Origin of the sequence: Pseudoalteromonas ardens (genome assembly GCF_030125445.1) — a bacterium.
In the GTDB taxonomy this organism is placed as follows: domain Bacteria; phylum Pseudomonadota; class Gammaproteobacteria; order Enterobacterales; family Alteromonadaceae; genus Pseudoalteromonas; species Pseudoalteromonas ardens.
Genome location: NZ_JASJUV010000013.1, coordinates 58,201 through 75,420, shown reverse-complemented (window position 1 = coordinate 75,420; position 17,220 = coordinate 58,201). Strand labels below are relative to the sequence as shown.

The following is a 17,220-nucleotide window of genomic DNA, read 5'->3' as shown; positions in this document are numbered from 1 at the left end:
CGTTGTGCCCCGTGTCGGTGGATGCGCATTATAGGGAAATCGAAACCCAGCGCAACCCCTTTTTTGAAGAAAAGTGAGAAAAACATCGCGTTCGGACAAAAATAAGGCAAGACGCTCATTTATACACCTTTACTTATGTGTATTTCCTCAATTTCTGTACAAACTCACTCTTTTTATAAAGAATTCCCGCCGAATTATTTGATTAAAATAGGAAGATCATGAAAAAGTTCAGTTTGGCTGTATTAGCTGCACTCTCTACAACCACGTATGCATCAGAAGACATCACAAACCCACTATCCTTCTCAGCAACTGCTGGTTATACCTTCGGTGGTGACACACTAGGGACATTGGTGTACGAAGATGATAGTGACAACAGCGTAAAAGCAGGATCTGGATTAATTCTTGGTGGCGGATTCAACAATGCACTCAGCCAGACGTTCGATATTCGTCTGAATGCATCTATTCATCTTGATTCTGCAGACGCAGAAAATGGCGATCTCACATTTAGTCGTTTTGCATGGGAAGCTATCCCTTACTATAAAGCAAATGAACAAATCAAACTGGGGCTCGGTGTAGGCATAGATTCATCGGTTGAGCTAGAAAATGACTTCGGCAATGATATTGAATTTGACAATGCAGGTAAGTTCATCGTGTCGGGTATGTACACATTCGAAAACTGGAGTGCCAGCCTTGAATTAAGATACAGCGTAGTCGATTATGAAGTCTCAAAGATCGGCCGCTATTCTGTTGCAAACGAACTTGCACGTGCCAACAAGATTGATGCGAATCACGTTGGTATTTTACTTCACTGGAACTTCTAAGTCAGTGGATAAGGTCAGTGGATAAGTCTGGTGAAATACTTTTCACCAGACGTAGAAAAGCCGGGCATTGCCCGGCTTTTCTGTGTCTTAACTAGTAAGACTTACTCTGCAGACTGCGCGTCTTCTTGAACTTCTTCAGTCGCAACTGGGCGATCTAGTAGTTCAATGTAAGCCATTGGCGCGTTGTCACCTGCACGGAAGCCACACTTCAGAATACGAGTGTAACCACCTGGACGATCCGCGAAACGAGGACCGATCTCAGAGAACAATTTACCAACTACTTCTTTATCACGCGTGCGAGCAAACGCTAAACGACGGTTTGCTACGCTGTCAGTCTTAGCCAGTGTGATTAAAGGCTCAATTACACGGCGCAACTCTTTCGCTTTAGGCAAAGTAGTTTTGATGATTTCGTGCTTCACCAAAGAACCAGCCATGTTGCTGAACATCGCTTTGCGATGGCTGCTGTTACGGTTTAATTGACGACCACTCTTACGATGGCGCATGACCCTATCCTTCTAACTAAACTAATATAGTAACTTAGATTACTCAGCCAGACTTGCAGGTGGCCAGTTTTCCAGGCGCATGCCCAGAGAAAGACCACGTGAAGCTAGCACGTCTTTAATTTCAGTCAAAGACTTCTTACCAAGGTTTGGTGTTTTCAGAAGCTCAACTTCAGTACGCTGTACTAAGTCACCGATATATTGAATTTGCTCGGCTTTCAGACAGTTCGCAGAACGTACAGTTAGCTCTAAGTCATCGACTGGACGAAGCAGAATAGGATCGAACTCTGGCTTCTCTTCTTTTTCTTCCGGCTCAGAAACATCACGTAGATCTACGAATGCTTCCAGCTGCTCAGCAAGAATAGTAGACGCACGACGGATCGCTTCTTCAGGATCCAAAGTGCCGTTCGTTTCCATATCGATGATTAGTTTGTCTAAGTCTGTGCGTTGCTCAACACGAGCTGACTCAACCGAGTACGCAATACGCTCAACCGGACTGAATGATGCATCAAGCAGCAAACGGCCGATTGGGCGCTCATCGTCATCAGAGGATAAACGACTAGACGCCGGTACATAACCGCGACCACGCTCAACGCGAATGCGCATGCTGATCTCACTATTGTCAGCCGTAAGGTGACAGATCACATGCTCAGGGTTGGCAATAGTCACGTCTCCGTCGTGCTGGATATCAGCCGCAGTCACAGGGCCTACACCAGACTTAGTCAGGGTAAGGAAAACTTCATCTTTACCTTCTAGAGATACTGCCAGACCTTTCAGGTTCAACAGAATTTCAATGATGTCTTCTTGTACGCCTTCTTTCGCGCTGTACTCGTGCAATACACCGTCAATTTCAACTTCTGTCACAGCACAACCAGGCATAGATGAAAGAAGTATACGACGTAGAGCATTGCCTAGTGTGTGGCCGAAACCACGCTCTAGAGGCTCTAAAACTACTTTAGAACGCGTTGAGCTTACAGCGTCGATATCGACTAATCTTGGTTTTAGGAATTCGGTTACAGAACCCTGCATTTTATCCTCTCTTAACTCTTAACTTTACTTCGAGTAAAGTTCGACGATTAGTTGTTCGTTAATGTCCGCAGACAGATCAGAACGCTCTGGTAGGCGCTTGAAAGTACCTTCCATTTTTGAACCGTCAACTTCAACCCAAGTTGGCTTTTCGCGTTGCTCAGCCAACTCTAGAGCAGCGATGATACGCGCTTGCTTTTTAGACTTCTCGCGAATTACTACCACATCTTCTGGAGTAACTACGAAAGAAGGAATATTAACAACACGACCATTAACCATAATCGCTTTGTGGCTTACTAGCTGACGTGCTTCAGCACGTGTGCTTGCAAAACCCATGCGATATACAACATTGTCTAGACGTTGCTCTAGAAGCTGAAGCAGGTTTTCACCTGTGTTGCCTTTAAGGCGAGCAGCTTCTTTGTAGTAGTTACGGAATTGCTTCTCAAGTACACCGTAGATACGACGAACTTTTTGCTTTTCACGTAGCTGTAGACCGTAGTCAGATAGACGACCTTTACGTGCGCCGTGCTGACCAGGTGCTGTTTCTAGTTTACACTTAGAGTCAATTGCTCTTACGCCGCTTTTAAGGAACAGGTCAGTACCTTCACGACGACTCAGCTTGAGCTTAGGGCCCAAATATCTTGCCATGTTCTTTCTCCTAACCTATTAATTATACGCGACGTTTCTTCGGTGGACGACAACCATTATGTGGGATTGGCGTCACGTCAGTGATGTTTGTGATACGGAAACCAGCAGCATTCAATGCACGAACAGCAGACTCACGGCCTGGACCTGGACCTTTGATGAATACTTCTAGGTTCTTAAGACCGTACTCTTGAGCAGCAGTACCTGCACGCTCTGCAGCAACCTGTGCAGCGAAAGGAGTAGACTTACGAGAACCACGGAAACCTGAACCACCTGCAGTCGCCCAAGAAAGAGCATTGCCTTGACGGTCAGTGATGGTCACAATAGTGTTGTTGAAAGATGCATGAACGTGAGCCATGCCGTCAACAACCTGCTTTTTGACCTTTTTACGACGAATTGGTGCTTTTGCCATAACTTACCCCACCTTATTTCTTGATAGGCTTGCGAGGACCCTTACGAGTACGCGCGTTAGTCTTAGTACGCTGACCACGTAGTGGAAGCGAACGACGGTGACGTAAGCCACGGAAACAACCAAGGTCCATAAGACGCTTGATGTTTAGTGTAACTTCACGACGAAGATCACCTTCAACAGTGTACTTGCCAACTTCTTCACGAAGGATGTCAAGAGTTTCGTCGTTTAAATCGCCGATTTTAGTAGTTTCAGCGATACCAGTCGCAGCTAAGATAGCCTTAGCGCGAGTTTTACCTACACCATAGATGCTTGTTAAACCGATAACAGCATGCTTATGATCAGGAACGTTAATGCCTGCGATACGGGCCACTAACATATCTCCTATAAATAAACCTGATTATCATCTTGCTGGAAAGCCCGTATAGGATACCCAACCGACATTCAGGTTTTACCAATGAAACAGGCTAAGTAAACTACTTAGCCTGCACGACTAGATTTCTTAGCCTTGCCTTTGCTTGTGCTTAGGCTCACTGCAGATCACGCGTACCACACCGGCACGTTTGATAACTTTACAGTTACGGCAGATTTTCTTAACGGAAGCACGTACTTTCATTACTCAACTCCGTAAACAGACCTTAGCGGCCGTAGCCTTTAAGGTTCGCTTTTTTCAGCACAGAATCATACTGATGAGACATCAGATGGGTCTGTACTTGTGCCATAAAGTCCATGATAACCACAACGATAATCAAAATTGATGTACCGCCGAAGTAGAACGGCGTTTGCCACGCCATGGTCATAAACTCGGGCACCAGACAGATAAAGGTAATATACAACGCACCGGCCAAAGTCAGGCGTGTCATTACTTTATCAATGTATTTAGATGTCTGCTCACCTGGGCGAATGCCTGGAATAAATGCGCCAGATTTCTTCAGGTTGTCTGCTGTCTCACGCGGGTTAAATACCAACGCAGTGTAGAAGAAGCAGAAGAAGATAATCGCTGCTGCAAGTACCATCGCATACAGAGGTTGACCAGGAGTCAACACTGCAGAGACAGCCTGTAAGAAGTCAGCAACTGGACCTTCACCTTGACCGAACCAGCTTGCAATTGTACCAGGGAACAAAATGATGCTGCTAGCAAAGATTGGTGGAATAACACCCGCCATGTTAACTTTCAATGGTAAATGCGTGCTCTGCGCTGCGAAGACCTGACGGCCTTGCTGACGTTTTGCGTAGTTAACAACGATACGACGTTGACCACGCTCAAAGAACACTACCAAATAAGTAACAGCGAATACGATTACCGCAATTACAACCAAAGCTAATACGTTCAGATCACCTTGACGCGCCATTTCTGCTGTCGAACCGATTGCAGACGGCAGGTTAGCTACAATACCAACAAAAATCAGAACAGAGATACCGTTGCCAATACCACGCTCTGTAATTTGTTCGCCCAGCCACATCAGGAACATAGTACCGGTTACTAAACTCACCACTGCAGTGAAGTAGAAACCGAAACCAGGATTGACAACCAACCCATCCATCATATTAGGAAGGTTAGTGGCAATACCGATAGACTGGAATGTAGCAAGCACAAGCGTACCATAACGCGTGTACTGACTGATCTTCTTACGACCTTGCTCACCTTCTTTCTTAAGCTCTATCATCGCAGGATGTATGTGCGTTAATAGCTGCATAATAATTGAAGCTGAGATATAGGGCATAATACCCAGCGCGAGTACCGAGGCACGCTCAAGCGCACCACCGCTGAACATGTTGAACATTTCAACAATGGTGCCCTTTTGTTGCTCGAAGAATTCGGCAAGTACGGCGGCATCAATCCCAGGGATCGGCACGAACGAACCTAAACGGTAAATAATGATAGCACCCAATACAAACAGTAGTCGGCGCTTCAGTTCCGCTAGCCCACTCTGTGCGCTTTGCATATCTTGACCTGGTTTAGCCATAGTGTACTTCCTTAGTCTTCTACCTTGCCTCCGGCAGCTTCGATAGCTTCGCGAGCACCTTTAGACACTTTAATGCCTTTAACGGTAACTGCGCGTGAAACTTCGCCAGATTTAACAACTTTTACGAACTGGATGTTCTTTTTAACAATACCAGCTGCTTGTAACGCGCTTACGTCTACCGTATCGCCTTCAACTTTAGCGATTTCGTACAGGTTTACTTCAGCAGATACTAGAGATTTGCGAGAAGTGAAACCGAACTTAGGCAGACGACGTTGCATAGGCATTTGACCGCCTTCGAAACCAACGCGTACTTTACCGCCTGAGCGTGATTTTTGACCTTTGTGACCACGACCACCAGTCTTACCAAGACCAGAACCGATACCACGGCCAACACGCTTACCAGCTGTCTTTGCACCAGCAGCAGGTGAAAGTGTATTCAAATGCATCGAATTAACCCTCTACCTTAACCATGTAAGAAACTTGGTTGATCATACCGCGAACTGCTGGCGTATCTTCTAGCTCAACAGTGTGGTTGATACGACGTAAACCAAGGCCACGTAATGTAGCTTTATGCTTCGGTAAACGACCGATTGAGCTACGTACTTGAGTTACTTTTACTGTGTTTGCCATGGTGTCTTACCCCAAAATTTCGTCAACGCTAAGACCACGTTTAGCAGCAATACCCTCTGGAGAATTCATGTTCTCTAGAGCTGAAACTGTTGCACGAACGATGTTGATCGGGTTAGTAGAACCGTATGCTTTTGAAAGTACGTTCTGTACACCAGCAACTTCTAGTACTGCACGCATCGCACCACCGGCGATGATACCTGTACCTTCTGATGCAGGCTGCATGTATACTTTAGAACCAGCATGGCGACCCTTGATAGGGTGCTGCAAAGTATGACCGTTAAGGTCTACTGAGATCATGTTACGACGTGCTTTTTCCATTGCTTTTTGAATAGCAGCTGGAACTTCACGTGCTTTACCGTAACCGAAACCTACTTTACCTGCGCCGTCACCAACTACAGTCAGTGCTGTGAAGCTAAAGATACGACCACCTTTAACTACTTTAGACACACGGTTTACCGCGATTAGCTTTTCAGCCAATTCAGGCTGTTGTGCTTTTGCTTCTACGTTAGCCATTGTCTACTCCTAGAATTGCAGACCGGCTTCACGCGCTGCATCAGCAAGCGCCTTCACACGGCCGTGATATTTAAAGCCACTGCGATCAAAAGCGATTTTTTCAACGCCTTTGTCAGCTACGCGCTCAGCGATTGCTTTACCAACTGCTTGAGCCGCTTCGATGTTGCCTGTGCCTTTAACTGTTTCAGCAATTGCTTTTTCAACAGTAGAAGCAGCAGCCAGTACACTACCCTCAGCGTTGATCACTTGAGCGTAAATGTGACGTGGCGTGCGGTGGATAACAAGGCGAGTTGTGCCCTGTTCGATAATATTTCTACGAGTGCGCTTAGCACGACGTAGACGAGCTGTTTTCTTATCCATCGTCTTACCTTACTTCTTCTTAGCCTCTTTACGACGCACGTATTCGTCAGCATAACGTACACCTTTGCCTTTATAAGGCTCTGGCTCACGGTATGAACGAATGTTCGCAGCAGTTTGACCAACCAGCTGCTTGTCTGCGCCCTTAACAACAATTTCAGTTTGGCTTGGAGCTTCGATAGTGATACCCGCTGGGATCTCGAAGTTCACTGGGTGAGAGAAGCCAAGAGTTAAGTCTAATACTTTACCCTTAACTGCTGCACGGTAACCAACACCTACTAGTTGTAGTTTCTTCTCAAAACCTTCGTTAGCACCAATGATCATGTTATTGATCAACGCACGTGCAGTACCCGCTTGAGCCCAAGCGTTAGCAACTTCACGTGGAGTTGTAGTGATAACGTTGTCGTTAAGTGAAACTTCAACCGCAGCATTGATAGTGCGCGTTAATTCACCGTTTTTGCCTTTAACTTTGATGTCCTGGCCGTTAACTGTAACTTCAACACCGGCAGGAACAGTAATAGGAGCCTTCGCTATACGAGACATAGTTCCCCTCCGATTAAGCTACAAAGCCAATGATTTCACCACCAACACCAGCGTTACGCGCAGCGCGGTCTGTCATCAGGCCTTTAGAAGTTGATACGATAGCGATACCTAGACCACCCATTACCTTTGGTAATTCGTCACGTCTCTTATAGATACGTAGACCAGGGCGGCTAACACGCTGGATGTTTTCGATAACAGCTTTGCCTTCGAAGTACTTAAGTTCGATAGTCAATTCTGCTTTAACGTCACCAGATACTGCGAAGTCACCGATGTAACCTTCGTCTTTTAGTACCTTAGCAATAGCTACTTTCAGCTTTGAAGTTGGCATAGTTACAGATACCTTCTTCGCAGTCTGACCGTTACGGATGCGTGTAAACAAATCCGCAATTGGATCTTGCAAGCTCATGTCTTACTCCCGTGATTCTATTACCAACTAGCCTTTTTAAGGCCAGGAATTTCACCGCGCATAGCAGCTTCGCGAACTTTGATACGGCTCATGCCGAACTTGCGAAGGTAACCATGTGGGCGGCCCGTGATGTTACAACGATTACGTTGACGTGAAGGGCTAGAATCGCGTGGTAAAGACTGTAGCTTTAACACTGCATCCCAACGCTCATCATCAGATGCGTTAACATCGCTGATGATAGCTTTTAACGCAGCACGCTTTTCAGCATACTGAGCAACTAATTTAGCACGTTTTACGTCACGTGCTTTCATTGAATTCTTTGCCATAACCCTACCCTTACTTTTTGAATGGGAAGTTGAACGCTTCTAACAACGCACGGCCTTCGTCATCTGTTTTCGCAGAAGTAGTGATTGTGATGTCCATACCGCGAACACGGTCGACTTTATCATAATCGATTTCTGGGAAGATGATTTGCTCACGTACGCCCATAGAATAGTTACCGCGACCGTCGAAAGACTTTGCGCTAACACCGCGGAAGTCACGAATACGTGGCATCGCGATAGAGACTAGACGCTCTAGGAAATCCCACATACGCTCGCCGCGTAGGGTTACTTTACAGCCAATTGGGTAACCTTCACGGATCTTAAAGCCAGCAACAGATTTGCGTGCTTTAGTTACCAGAGGCTTCTGACCAGAGATAGCTTCTAGGTCTGCTACTGCATTCTCTAGAATTTTCTTGTCAGCTAGGGCTTCGCCCACACCCATGTTTAGTGTGATCTTTTCGATCTGAGGGACTTGCATGACAGAGCTGTAACCGAACTTTTCGAAAAGTTCTTTTACTACTTTGTCTTTGTACACTTCATGCAGTTTCGCCATCGTCTACTCCAACTATTAGATAGTTTTACCAGTAGACTTGAAGAAACGGACTTTTTTACCGTCTTCAAATCTAAAACCTACACGATCTGCTTTGCCAGTTTCGGCATTAAAGATCGCGACATTAGATACGTCGATAGACGCTTCTTTCTCAACAATGCCGCCAGCTTGCTGTAGTTGTGGTACAGGCTTCTGGTGCTTTTTGATGATATTGATGCCTTCGACAAATACTCGACCAGTTTCAGTTACAAGAGAAAGCACTTTACCGCGCTTACCTTTGTCTTTACCGGCTAGTACGATTACTTCGTCATCACGACGGATTTTTGCTGCCATGATCGACTCCTTATAGTACTTCTGGTGCTAGTGAAACGATCTTCATGAACTTTTCGTTACGTAGTTCACGAGTCACAGGGCCGAAGATACGAGTTCCGATCGGCTGTAGGCTATCGTTAAGGATAACAGCAGCATTACTGTCGAAACGGATCAAAGAACCGTCTGGACGACGAACGCCTTTTTTGGTGCGCACAACTACTGCGTTTTTAACATCACCTTTCTTCACTTTACCGCGAGGAATCGCTTCTTTAACAGAAACTTTAATGATGTCGCCAACCGCTGCATAGCGACGGTGCGAACCACCTAAGACTTTAATACACTGCACTTTGCGAGCGCCGCTGTTATCAGCAACGTCCAGCTGAGTTTGCATTTGGATCATCTTGATGAGCTCCGGTGTAATTACAACACGCCTAGATTTTGTTTAAAACCCAAGCATTTAGATTAATTTCCACTCAAATTACGAACGTGTCGTGCTTCAAGGGCGGGCAATTGTAACAGCAAAGCAGCGCTAAAGATAGTTCAATTTTTAATTAATTTGAGTACGCTACTGTGCCGAACTTGCTGTAAAACAGGGATATGGGGACAAACCAAATCTTCACAAGTCACACTGCCAAACTAATTATGCAAAACGATTACAAAGGCAAACTACATAACCTCTTATCTGTGAACAAAAAACAGACTATTCGGGTTCTTTGCGGTGCATTTTTATGTAACTGGCAACTTGTTCGACGGTGTCCACCCAGTAACCGCTTTGCGGCGCATTTAAATATTGAATTAATTGTGACAGCACTCTGGCATCGACACTGTAAAGACCGTTTTCGCCCACCTCGTGTCCAGCCAGGATGATCCATTTGTTGTCTTCCCGCAGCGCTTCGAGGGTTGCTTTTAGCTCCTCAAAGGTCAAGCCATCCATTCTTATCCCAGTGAGCTGAGCGAAATCGGTATAAACCGGATTATTTGCGGTTTCATCCAGCCAGGTACGGCCAGTCTCAAAATGTCGGGCAATTAGCGGAACGTAGCTTTCTACCTGTGCGCCACGGCCAACAAAGGTATTGCCACACGGATAGGCAAAGCTCTTAGGCTCAACACCCAGCTGGGTTTTCAGATACTGGTTGGTGGTCAGAATATCCTGTTCCAGCCAGGCAAGATTAACCTGTTCTAACCCCTTATTCTGCGCTCTCAGCCAGTCGAAGTTACCGGTGCACAAATGAGACAACGTGTGATTGCCCAGCTCATGACCCATTTTTACCACCTTGCGCCAGTCCTTAAGGCGTGCCCCCACCGGTTCTGGCATAACGTAAAAAGTCGCTTTGATCCCGTGTTGTTCGAGAATAGGGATGCCCACGTCAAGTTGACTCTCTCTGGCATCATCAAAAGTCAGACTAACCGCATTGCGTGCGCCCTGCGGGTATTGGAAAGTCGTCATATGCGATTGTTCAGTCGCACTGTGTGTGTCTGCCAGGACGCACGCATGGCTCAGCATACCGCATAGCAGGATAAGAAGTTGTCGTTTATTTATCATATGTCACTCCGGGTAAATGGTTCAGGGTCTTGGCGAGGAGGATATGAGTGTGACAAAGCCACGTATACTTCGGGACTTAAGGTTTTCTGAAGGATGCTTATGAAAGTGTTAAGGTTATGAATTACGAGCATAATACACCGGGCAGCAAGGCCCGATGTATTACCTGATTGACCGAGACTATCCGCCAAAAAAGCCCTTTAACTTATCTTTGAGCTTCTCTTTAACCGCGTCTTTGGCTTTGTCTTTGGCCGCGCCACTTAAATCCAACTTAGTCTCCACTTGATGGAATGGCCCCTTAATTCTGACCGGGATTTTAAAGCCAGTGCTGTCATCCTGGCTCTGCTGGCCTTCAATGGTATCTACAATGCCGGTCACGACCCGATAGTTGACGTACGTTTTGGGCAGATCGACTTCCCCTTCTCCGGTGATGCGAATTAATGGACTTGCCAGATTCAGGTCGCGGTTACGACCAACCCCGTTAAGGAACTGGAAGCTTCCGGTCAGCGCAGAGAAATCTGTTTTCTGATCCGGGTCAAAATCGGCGTTCACCCCCTCAGAAACCGAAGAGAAATTCCCTTTGAGCATTTCTTTTCCTTTGCGCACCATCTCCGCCAGGTTTGCTCCTTTGACACCCCCATCTTTAAACTCAAACGCCAGTTCGCCAGCCAGTGCCGAAACAAATTGCTTCTGACTGACACCTCGGGTCTCGAGGTCCCAGTTCAGGCTTCCCTTACCCAATACCTTGTCAAACCCTATTGCATCGGTCAAAAGCGGCTCGGCATTAATACCATTCAGGGCAAAATTGGTGGTCACCTGATAAGGCTTAGACGCGGCATTAACATGCACAACCCCTTTGCCCTGTCCTTCATAGGCAGCAAACTTATCCATCGACAATTTTGCTTTGCCTTTGTTGAGCTGGACTGAGAACTGATTAGCACCCAGTTTAATTTCTCTGGCATGTAAACCACTGGAGCGGATCACGACATTGGCATCCAGCATATTCAACGCCGACAGATCAATTTCACTGTCATCCCAGACAATCGGCTGTGGTTCACCCGGTGCGCTTTTGGGCTGCTCAGGTGCCTCAACCGGCTCTGGTAAATACGGGTTGAGGTCCAGCATCCCTAAATCCACATCCGCATTCACACTCAGGCGTTCGCCTAATGTGATCTCACTGCGTCCCTGAATATCCAGCTTGTCCAGTTTGGCTTTTAAAGACTGCAGTGCAAATACGTTACTGGCAAAACGCATTTCTCCGGCTACTTCAAACTGATTAAACGCTTGAGGCTTCGCTTTCAGGTCAACCTTTTGCCACTGGGCAATGTCTTTCACTGAATCGCCAGATAATGTCAGTGCCCCGCCGAACACTTTGCCCTGCTCAGTGATCTGGCCATCAAAGGTCAGATTCACCAGACGCGACTTCAATGCTTGAGAAAAGCTAAAGTCTTTACTTTCTATGGCTTTCGCGGGTGTATCAACCGTCATATTGAGCGCAAACGTTTCACCCTGAAAAGCCACCTTGCCATTTAACTCCAGCGCCTTATACAACGAGGGGAGTGTAATCGTCAGTGCCAGGTCTGAAATCGCGTGCCGCGCACCTGATGTGGCATCAGCGTAAATCAGCTCTCCCCCATAAATAGCAACCTCACCCAGCGCAATATCGAATCCTTTTGGCAGTACCACAGGACCCGACGCGCTCGGAGCCTGCTCTGCTGGCGCATCTGATGCGGTTCCCTTGCCTAACGCCAGTACCCAGTTGGCCTGACCCGCAGCGTTCTTTTCAAGCAAAATTTTCGGGTTGCGGATCACAAACTGTTCTAACTGAAACTCCCCCGAAAACAGAGAAACCCAGGGGATATGCACAGCCAGCTGGTCCATCGTCAGCATATGTGGCTGACTGCCCCCAGACATGTTCTCAAAACGAACATCGTTGAGGGTAATATTCAGGCGCGGCAGAATACTGAGCTCACTGTCGCCTGCAATGTCGAGCTTACGCCCGGTATTTGCTTCAACCTGTTGCTCCAGCTGCGCAATGATGGTCGAGGTCGGGATCAGCATAGGGGCGACCACAACAGCAATCACCAACACAAGTATCAGTGCGCCGACCAATTTGAGCACGCGTTTCATATCTCTTCCTTTATAAATCATCTATGACTCATTCTATGATAGCGATTTGGTTGATAAATTCACCTTCACCCCGGAAGATTTTTCAATCCGCCATATCTCGCATTGCACTTGTTGGAGATCCCGGTATGATCCACGCCCTTGTCAGTTTTACCGACCTTTCGCTAAACTGAATAGTCTGAATTAACCCTCTAGTTGGAGAACCGCTGCGACATGAAGAAGCTGCTCATTTCACCGTCGAACATGGCTTTGGGCGAACAAGAAAGTCAGATTTACCAGAACATCCTGAAACAGGCGACCGAGATCAGTCTCAATCTGATGGCCGTTAAGGTTGAAAATCATCCAGAAGACTTTCTGGGATGGTGCTATGAGCTATTGGATGTAGCTAAGAACCGCATTAATTTTGAGCTGCTGGACGATCATCAGTTGCCTATTGTGAAAAAGCTTCAGGACATGCTGATCAGCGCCATCAGTTTTTTGCAGCTGAAAACACTGCGTATTGCGCCCTGGCCGATGATCTGCGAATTCATTCGTCAACGTGAATCAGAGCTGGCACTGGAAGAACAGCTCAAGCTCATTGATTACCTGGCTCCATTACGTGCTACGCCGTTGCAGGATATGATCAACGAAGACCGTCTGGCATTCAGTGGTAAACATGCTGCCAGCCTGGATACCAGTGTGTACCAATTCGATGTGGAATGGTTTGCCTCAACCAAAAGTGCCAAGGGATTCCATCAGTTACTCGCCGACTTACCCGGTGAGTTCGATACGGCACTGGCCCATATTCCGCTCGAAGGCGAAGTCACACAGCAGCACTATCAGGAGTTTGTACTGGCGTACCTGATGGCATTCAGTCACAGTGATGAAAAGCCCACTCTGGCGCCTGCCACTCGTCTGCTTGCAATGCGTCGCCCGGATGTGTTCACCCCGCTGGTTAACAGTAAACTGGACGCCCTGTGTCAGGCACTCGGCATTGCCAAACTGACCAACCGAGATTTCGAGCGTTACTGGCAAGACGTTGTCGTGGCCATCAATAAAATGCCCTGGTTTGCAACAGGCAATGCAGCAGACGAATCTGAAGCCAGACTGCTCGCCATTAGGGCCTTATTGCCATGCTTCTTTTTCTATGCAGACAAAGACACGCCACAAAGCTCTAACTACTACAAGCTATTAAATAAGCCAAAACGAACAAGTTCTGGCAGCACCGCCAGAACCACCCGCCGCAGCAAAGAGTCAGCAGAGACCTTGGTCGATCGGGCACTGAGTGACGACAGCATTCCGGAACACATTCGTGCCAAGCGCGACTCTATCATCGCTGAAGTAGAAAAAGGCCGTAGCGTCGACGAAACCATTTCACTGATGCGCGCAATTTTCGGGTAACCACTCGGCTAACCGAGCAATTTGTCCCTATGATCAGGTAGTTATAATCTGCCTGATCATTGTGCAACAGAGAACAAAAATGCACCAGCTGCGTGCATCCAACTTTCTTTCCCTCATCTAAGCACACTGCCTGATTGAAAATATATTCATTAAAATCAAGATAGTAAATTTGAACTTCGTCTTTTCCTCAAGGCTGGCTTAGCCATTGCAACCTCCCGGGCGACAACCACTTTGTGCTCCAGAGGACTCTACATGAACAATAAACACTCATTAATCTGTGCAATCTCACTGCTACTCGCTCACCCACTGGCGTTAGCCGATACATCAGCTTCCGTTAGCGCCAATGTGGCCGCCAGCTCCAATTACTTCTGGCGTGGGATCACCCAATCGGATGATGGCGCCGCCGTCTCTGGCGGGCTGGACTATGACAGCGGGAAAGGATTTTATCTTGGAGCCTGGGCATCCAACGTAGATTTTGGGGACACAGCCAGTACCAGTTATGAACTGGATCTCTACGCGGGGTTCAGTGGCGAATTCAAGCAGCTCAGTTATGACCTGGGCTACATTCACTATGCCTATCCAGATGCCGCTGGCGATATCGACTTTGGCGAGCTCTATGCCTCGGTTGGCTGGCAGTATTTCTCCATCAAACTCAGCCACCTGACCACAGCACAGAGCGATTCAAGCACGGAAGAAGATATGCTGTACCTGGAACTCAACGCGGCGTTCCCGGTGTTTTCTGAATCTGAATTGAGTCTGCACCTCGGTCGCTCCAGCGGCGATACCGTCATGGAATGGACGGGTGAAGATGACAGCTACATGGATTATGGCGTCAGCCTGAGCACAGGCGGGCTCACTCTGGGACTGGTAAAGACAGACCTTGATGCCGATGATGACATCAAGGCTTATGTGAGTTACGCGCTGGACTTTACACTCTAAACCCGGCGACCCGACTTATTAAGGCACACTATGGCCGGTCGATGCCTGCCAGATGCGATACCATTGCTCACGGGATAACGTCAGCGCACGTGCCGCCACGGCGGTACGCATCCGTTCGATGTTACCGGTCCCCAGCACCACGGATGGTTTACTTGGGTGCATCAGCAACCAGGCATAGATCACCGCATCAATGCCACTGGCACCCACTTCCTCAGCCACTGCATTCAGACAGTCACGCAATCGCAGCGCTTTGGCATCTGTCTGTGCAAAGATGCGCCCCCCTGCCAGCGGTGACCACAGCATAGGATGCATACGTAACTGCTGACACTGGTCTAAAGTGCCATCATCCAGTGCTTTCATCTCATAAGGTGAAAACTCGATCTGATTGGTCACAAGCTCAAAATCGAGGCGAGACTGTAACAGGCTCAGCTGAGAAGGTGTAAAATTCGACACCCCAAAATGCAATACATCACCACTTCTCTTAAGCCGGGTAAACGCCTCAGCCACTTCATCGGCGTCCATCAGATAATCCGGGCGATGGATCAACAAAGTATCAATGCGATCGGTACCAAAGTGCTGCAAAGACTGCTGCACTGAGGCAATAATGTGGGCCTGACTTGAATCATAGTGATTGGCTTTACCCGCAAGCCCTTTGCTGGCAAGCGCAGGGCGAATGCCACATTTGGTGATGATGCTGATCTGTTCCCGAACCGACGGCTGCAACGCCAGTGCACGACCAAAAGCCGCTTCACACTCGTACTGGCCATAAATGTCAGCATGATCGGTGTCTCGTATACCCAGCTCTGTCAGTTGCTTTACAAAATCCAGAGTCTGACCCGGGCTTTGCTGCCAGTCCAGTAAGCGCCAGAACCCGGCGACCAGATCGCCCATTACCTTGTTTGTCATAAAATCGTGCCTATGGTTGAACTTACTCGTTTTGCTTTGTCTATGGCCAGCTCACAACTTGCATCGCGCGCCAGCGCCACGCCCATACGGCGTTGACCCACCACCTCAGGTTTGCCAAATAAACGCAGGTCGGTATTTGTTTCACTCAATGCTTCAGCAACTTGAGTGAAGCTAAGCTGCTGTGATGTGCCGCTGACCAGTATAACACTGGATGCAGACGGGCCGTGACAATGAATGTTGGGAATTGGCAATCCCAGGATCGCCCGCACATGCAAGGCAAATTCACTGAGGTCCTGAGAGATCAGGGTCACCATGCCGGTATCATGAGGCCGCGGTGAGACTTCGCTAAAATACACATCATCGTTTTTGATAAAAAGTTCGACCCCAAACAGCCCGCGTCCGCCAAGTGCTTCTGTGATCTGCTCTGCCATTGCTTTAGCGCGCGACAATGCCACCTCAGACATCGCCTGAGGTTGCCAGCTTTGCTGATAATCGCCCCCCTCCTGCACATGACCAATCGGCTCACAGAAACTGGTACCACCAATATGGCGAATTGTCAGCAGGGTAATTTCATAGTCAAAATCAACAAAGCCCTCCACAATTACTCTGCCCTGACCGGCGCGTCCGCCTTGCTGTGCATAAGTCCAGGCGGCTTCCAGATCAGCCTCACTGCGCACCACACTTTGTCCTTTGCCAGAAGAGCTCATGATAGGTTTAATAACACAAGGCATGCCAATCTCCGCAACGGCACGGATAAACTCCTGCTGTGTGTCGACAAAGCGGTAAGGTGAAGTGGCCAGGCCCAACTCTTCGGCTGCCAGACGACGGATCCCTTCGCGGTTCATGGTGAGCTGTGTGGCTTTTGCAGAAGGCACCACAGTAAACCCCTGTTGTTCAAGCGCCACTAATGTATCGGTCGCAATTGCTTCGATCTCTGGCACAATATAGTCTGGTTGTTCCTGCTCAATAATTGCAGCCAGTTGATTACCGTCCAGCATGGATAAAGTATAACTGCGATCGGCAACTTGCATGGCTGGCGCATTATCGTACCTATCTAGCACCACCACTTCTGCGCCCAGACGTTTAAACTCGATCACCACCTCTTTGCCCAACTCCCCGCCGCCACATAACAGCACCTTACACGCAGTCGCACTAAATGGCGTGCCCAATTGCTTAATTTTCATGATTTATTCCTAAGTAACGATGAATCTCAAAAGTGACCGACAAAATAACATAAATTGCAATATCGCCAGCAGTAAAAAAACCACCAAAATATCCAAAAAAAAACAATAAAGACACAATTTGTACACAGTTGGTGTACATAAT

Annotated in this window: 24 protein-coding genes; 3 read left to right on the top strand and 21 right to left on the bottom strand. The window is 47.7% G+C overall.

The annotated features are described in order from the left end of the window. The first annotated feature begins 218 nt into the window (after positions 1-218). On the top strand, positions 219-821 hold the full coding sequence (locus tag QNM19_RS24045; RefSeq protein ID WP_049865985.1) for a hypothetical protein: 603 nt from the start codon (positions 219-221) through the stop codon (positions 819-821). A gap of 101 nt (positions 822-922) precedes the next feature. On the opposite strand, the gene rplQ is transcribed toward QNM19_RS24045, so the two are convergent. The 19 genes from rplQ to QNM19_RS23950 all read right to left on the bottom strand — a co-directional run bounded on the left by rplQ (position 923) and on the right by QNM19_RS23950 (position 12,672). After that, on the bottom strand, positions 923-1,324 hold the full coding sequence (rplQ, locus tag QNM19_RS24040; RefSeq protein ID WP_010386932.1) for a 50S ribosomal protein L17: 402 nt from the start codon (positions 1,322-1,324) through the stop codon (positions 923-925). A gap of 39 nt (positions 1,325-1,363) precedes the next feature. Then, positions 1,364-2,350 (bottom strand): DNA-directed RNA polymerase subunit alpha, encoded by a 987-nt coding sequence (locus QNM19_RS24035; RefSeq protein ID WP_010386933.1) that lies wholly within the window; start codon positions 2,348-2,350, stop codon positions 1,364-1,366. 24 nt (positions 2,351-2,374) lie between these two features. Then, on the bottom strand, positions 2,375-2,995 hold the full coding sequence (gene rpsD / locus QNM19_RS24030; protein WP_010386934.1) for a 30S ribosomal protein S4: 621 nt from the start codon (positions 2,993-2,995) through the stop codon (positions 2,375-2,377). Positions 2,996-3,017: 22 nt separating this feature from the next. Next, positions 3,018-3,404, bottom strand: coding sequence for a 30S ribosomal protein S11 (gene rpsK / locus QNM19_RS24025; protein ID WP_010386935.1), 387 nt, complete (start codon positions 3,402-3,404; stop codon positions 3,018-3,020). 13 nt (positions 3,405-3,417) lie between these two features. Continuing rightward, entirely contained in the window at positions 3,418-3,774 is a 357-nt protein-coding gene (gene rpsM, locus QNM19_RS24020; protein WP_010386936.1) for a 30S ribosomal protein S13, read from the bottom strand. A 129-nt stretch (positions 3,775-3,903) separates the two neighbouring features. Beyond that, positions 3,904-4,017: a 50S ribosomal protein L36 gene (rpmJ, locus tag QNM19_RS24015; RefSeq protein ID WP_002959476.1), complete on the bottom strand. Its 114-nt coding sequence runs from the start codon at positions 4,015-4,017 to the stop codon at positions 3,904-3,906. A 22-nt stretch (positions 4,018-4,039) separates the two neighbouring features. Beyond that, positions 4,040-5,368, bottom strand: coding sequence for a preprotein translocase subunit SecY (secY, locus tag QNM19_RS24010; RefSeq protein ID WP_046006901.1), 1,329 nt, complete (start codon positions 5,366-5,368; stop codon positions 4,040-4,042). 11 nt (positions 5,369-5,379) lie between these two features. Next, complete coding sequence (gene rplO / locus QNM19_RS24005; protein ID WP_010386938.1) at positions 5,380-5,814, bottom strand: 50S ribosomal protein L15; 435 nt, start codon at positions 5,812-5,814, stop codon at positions 5,380-5,382. Positions 5,815-5,818: 4 nt separating this feature from the next. Further along, entirely contained in the window at positions 5,819-5,998 is a 180-nt protein-coding gene (gene rpmD / locus QNM19_RS24000) for a 50S ribosomal protein L30 (RefSeq protein ID WP_010378276.1), read from the bottom strand. A 6-nt stretch (positions 5,999-6,004) separates the two neighbouring features. Continuing rightward, positions 6,005-6,511: a 30S ribosomal protein S5 gene (gene rpsE, locus QNM19_RS23995; protein WP_010386940.1), complete on the bottom strand. Its 507-nt coding sequence runs from the start codon at positions 6,509-6,511 to the stop codon at positions 6,005-6,007. Between the two features lie 9 nt (positions 6,512-6,520). Then, positions 6,521-6,871 (bottom strand): 50S ribosomal protein L18, encoded by a 351-nt coding sequence (gene rplR / locus QNM19_RS23990; protein ID WP_049865984.1) that lies wholly within the window; start codon positions 6,869-6,871, stop codon positions 6,521-6,523. A gap of 9 nt (positions 6,872-6,880) precedes the next feature. After that, on the bottom strand, positions 6,881-7,411 hold the full coding sequence (gene rplF / locus QNM19_RS23985) for a 50S ribosomal protein L6 (RefSeq protein ID WP_010386942.1): 531 nt from the start codon (positions 7,409-7,411) through the stop codon (positions 6,881-6,883). Positions 7,412-7,424: 13 nt separating this feature from the next. Next, positions 7,425-7,817 (bottom strand): 30S ribosomal protein S8, encoded by a 393-nt coding sequence (gene rpsH / locus QNM19_RS23980; protein WP_010386943.1) that lies wholly within the window; start codon positions 7,815-7,817, stop codon positions 7,425-7,427. A 20-nt stretch (positions 7,818-7,837) separates the two neighbouring features. Further along, positions 7,838-8,143, bottom strand: a complete 306-nt coding sequence (gene rpsN, locus QNM19_RS23975; RefSeq protein WP_010386944.1) for a 30S ribosomal protein S14 — start codon at positions 8,141-8,143, stop codon at positions 7,838-7,840. 10 nt (positions 8,144-8,153) lie between these two features. Next, positions 8,154-8,693, bottom strand: coding sequence for a 50S ribosomal protein L5 (rplE, locus tag QNM19_RS23970; protein WP_010386945.1), 540 nt, complete (start codon positions 8,691-8,693; stop codon positions 8,154-8,156). 15 nt (positions 8,694-8,708) lie between these two features. Continuing rightward, the gene (gene rplX / locus QNM19_RS23965; protein WP_010386946.1) at positions 8,709-9,023 is read right to left on the bottom strand and encodes a 50S ribosomal protein L24; all 315 of its coding nucleotides are present in this window, start codon (positions 9,021-9,023) and stop codon (positions 8,709-8,711) included. Between the two features lie 10 nt (positions 9,024-9,033). Continuing rightward, the gene (gene rplN / locus QNM19_RS23960; protein WP_010386947.1) at positions 9,034-9,402 is read right to left on the bottom strand and encodes a 50S ribosomal protein L14; all 369 of its coding nucleotides are present in this window, start codon (positions 9,400-9,402) and stop codon (positions 9,034-9,036) included. 300 nt (positions 9,403-9,702) lie between these two features. Beyond that, positions 9,703-10,545 carry a polysaccharide deacetylase family protein gene (locus QNM19_RS23955; protein WP_049866003.1) on the bottom strand — a complete coding sequence of 281 codons (843 nt, stop codon included), beginning with the start codon at positions 10,543-10,545 and terminating at the stop codon, positions 9,703-9,705. Between the two features lie 177 nt (positions 10,546-10,722). Then, positions 10,723-12,672: an AsmA family protein gene (locus tag QNM19_RS23950; protein WP_284027296.1), complete on the bottom strand. Its 1,950-nt coding sequence runs from the start codon at positions 12,670-12,672 to the stop codon at positions 10,723-10,725. 210 nt (positions 12,673-12,882) lie between these two features. Here QNM19_RS23950 and QNM19_RS23945 point away from each other — a divergent pair, with 210 nt between their 5' ends. Continuing rightward, positions 12,883-14,049 carry a hypothetical protein gene (locus tag QNM19_RS23945; protein ID WP_049866004.1) on the top strand — a complete coding sequence of 389 codons (1,167 nt, stop codon included), beginning with the start codon at positions 12,883-12,885 and terminating at the stop codon, positions 14,047-14,049. 252 nt (positions 14,050-14,301) lie between these two features. Next, positions 14,302-14,988 (top strand): TorF family putative porin, encoded by a 687-nt coding sequence (locus QNM19_RS23940; RefSeq protein WP_284027295.1) that lies wholly within the window; start codon positions 14,302-14,304, stop codon positions 14,986-14,988. A gap of 18 nt (positions 14,989-15,006) precedes the next feature. Here QNM19_RS23940 and QNM19_RS23935 read toward each other — a convergent pair whose 3' ends face one another. Next, positions 15,007-15,894: an aldo/keto reductase gene (locus QNM19_RS23935; protein ID WP_284027294.1), complete on the bottom strand. Its 888-nt coding sequence runs from the start codon at positions 15,892-15,894 to the stop codon at positions 15,007-15,009. After that, complete coding sequence (gene purT, locus QNM19_RS23930; protein ID WP_049863530.1) at positions 15,891-17,078, bottom strand: formate-dependent phosphoribosylglycinamide formyltransferase; 1,188 nt, start codon at positions 17,076-17,078, stop codon at positions 15,891-15,893. Before purT ends, QNM19_RS23935 begins: the two co-directional genes overlap by 4 nt. Positions 17,079-17,220 lie beyond the last annotated feature (142 nt).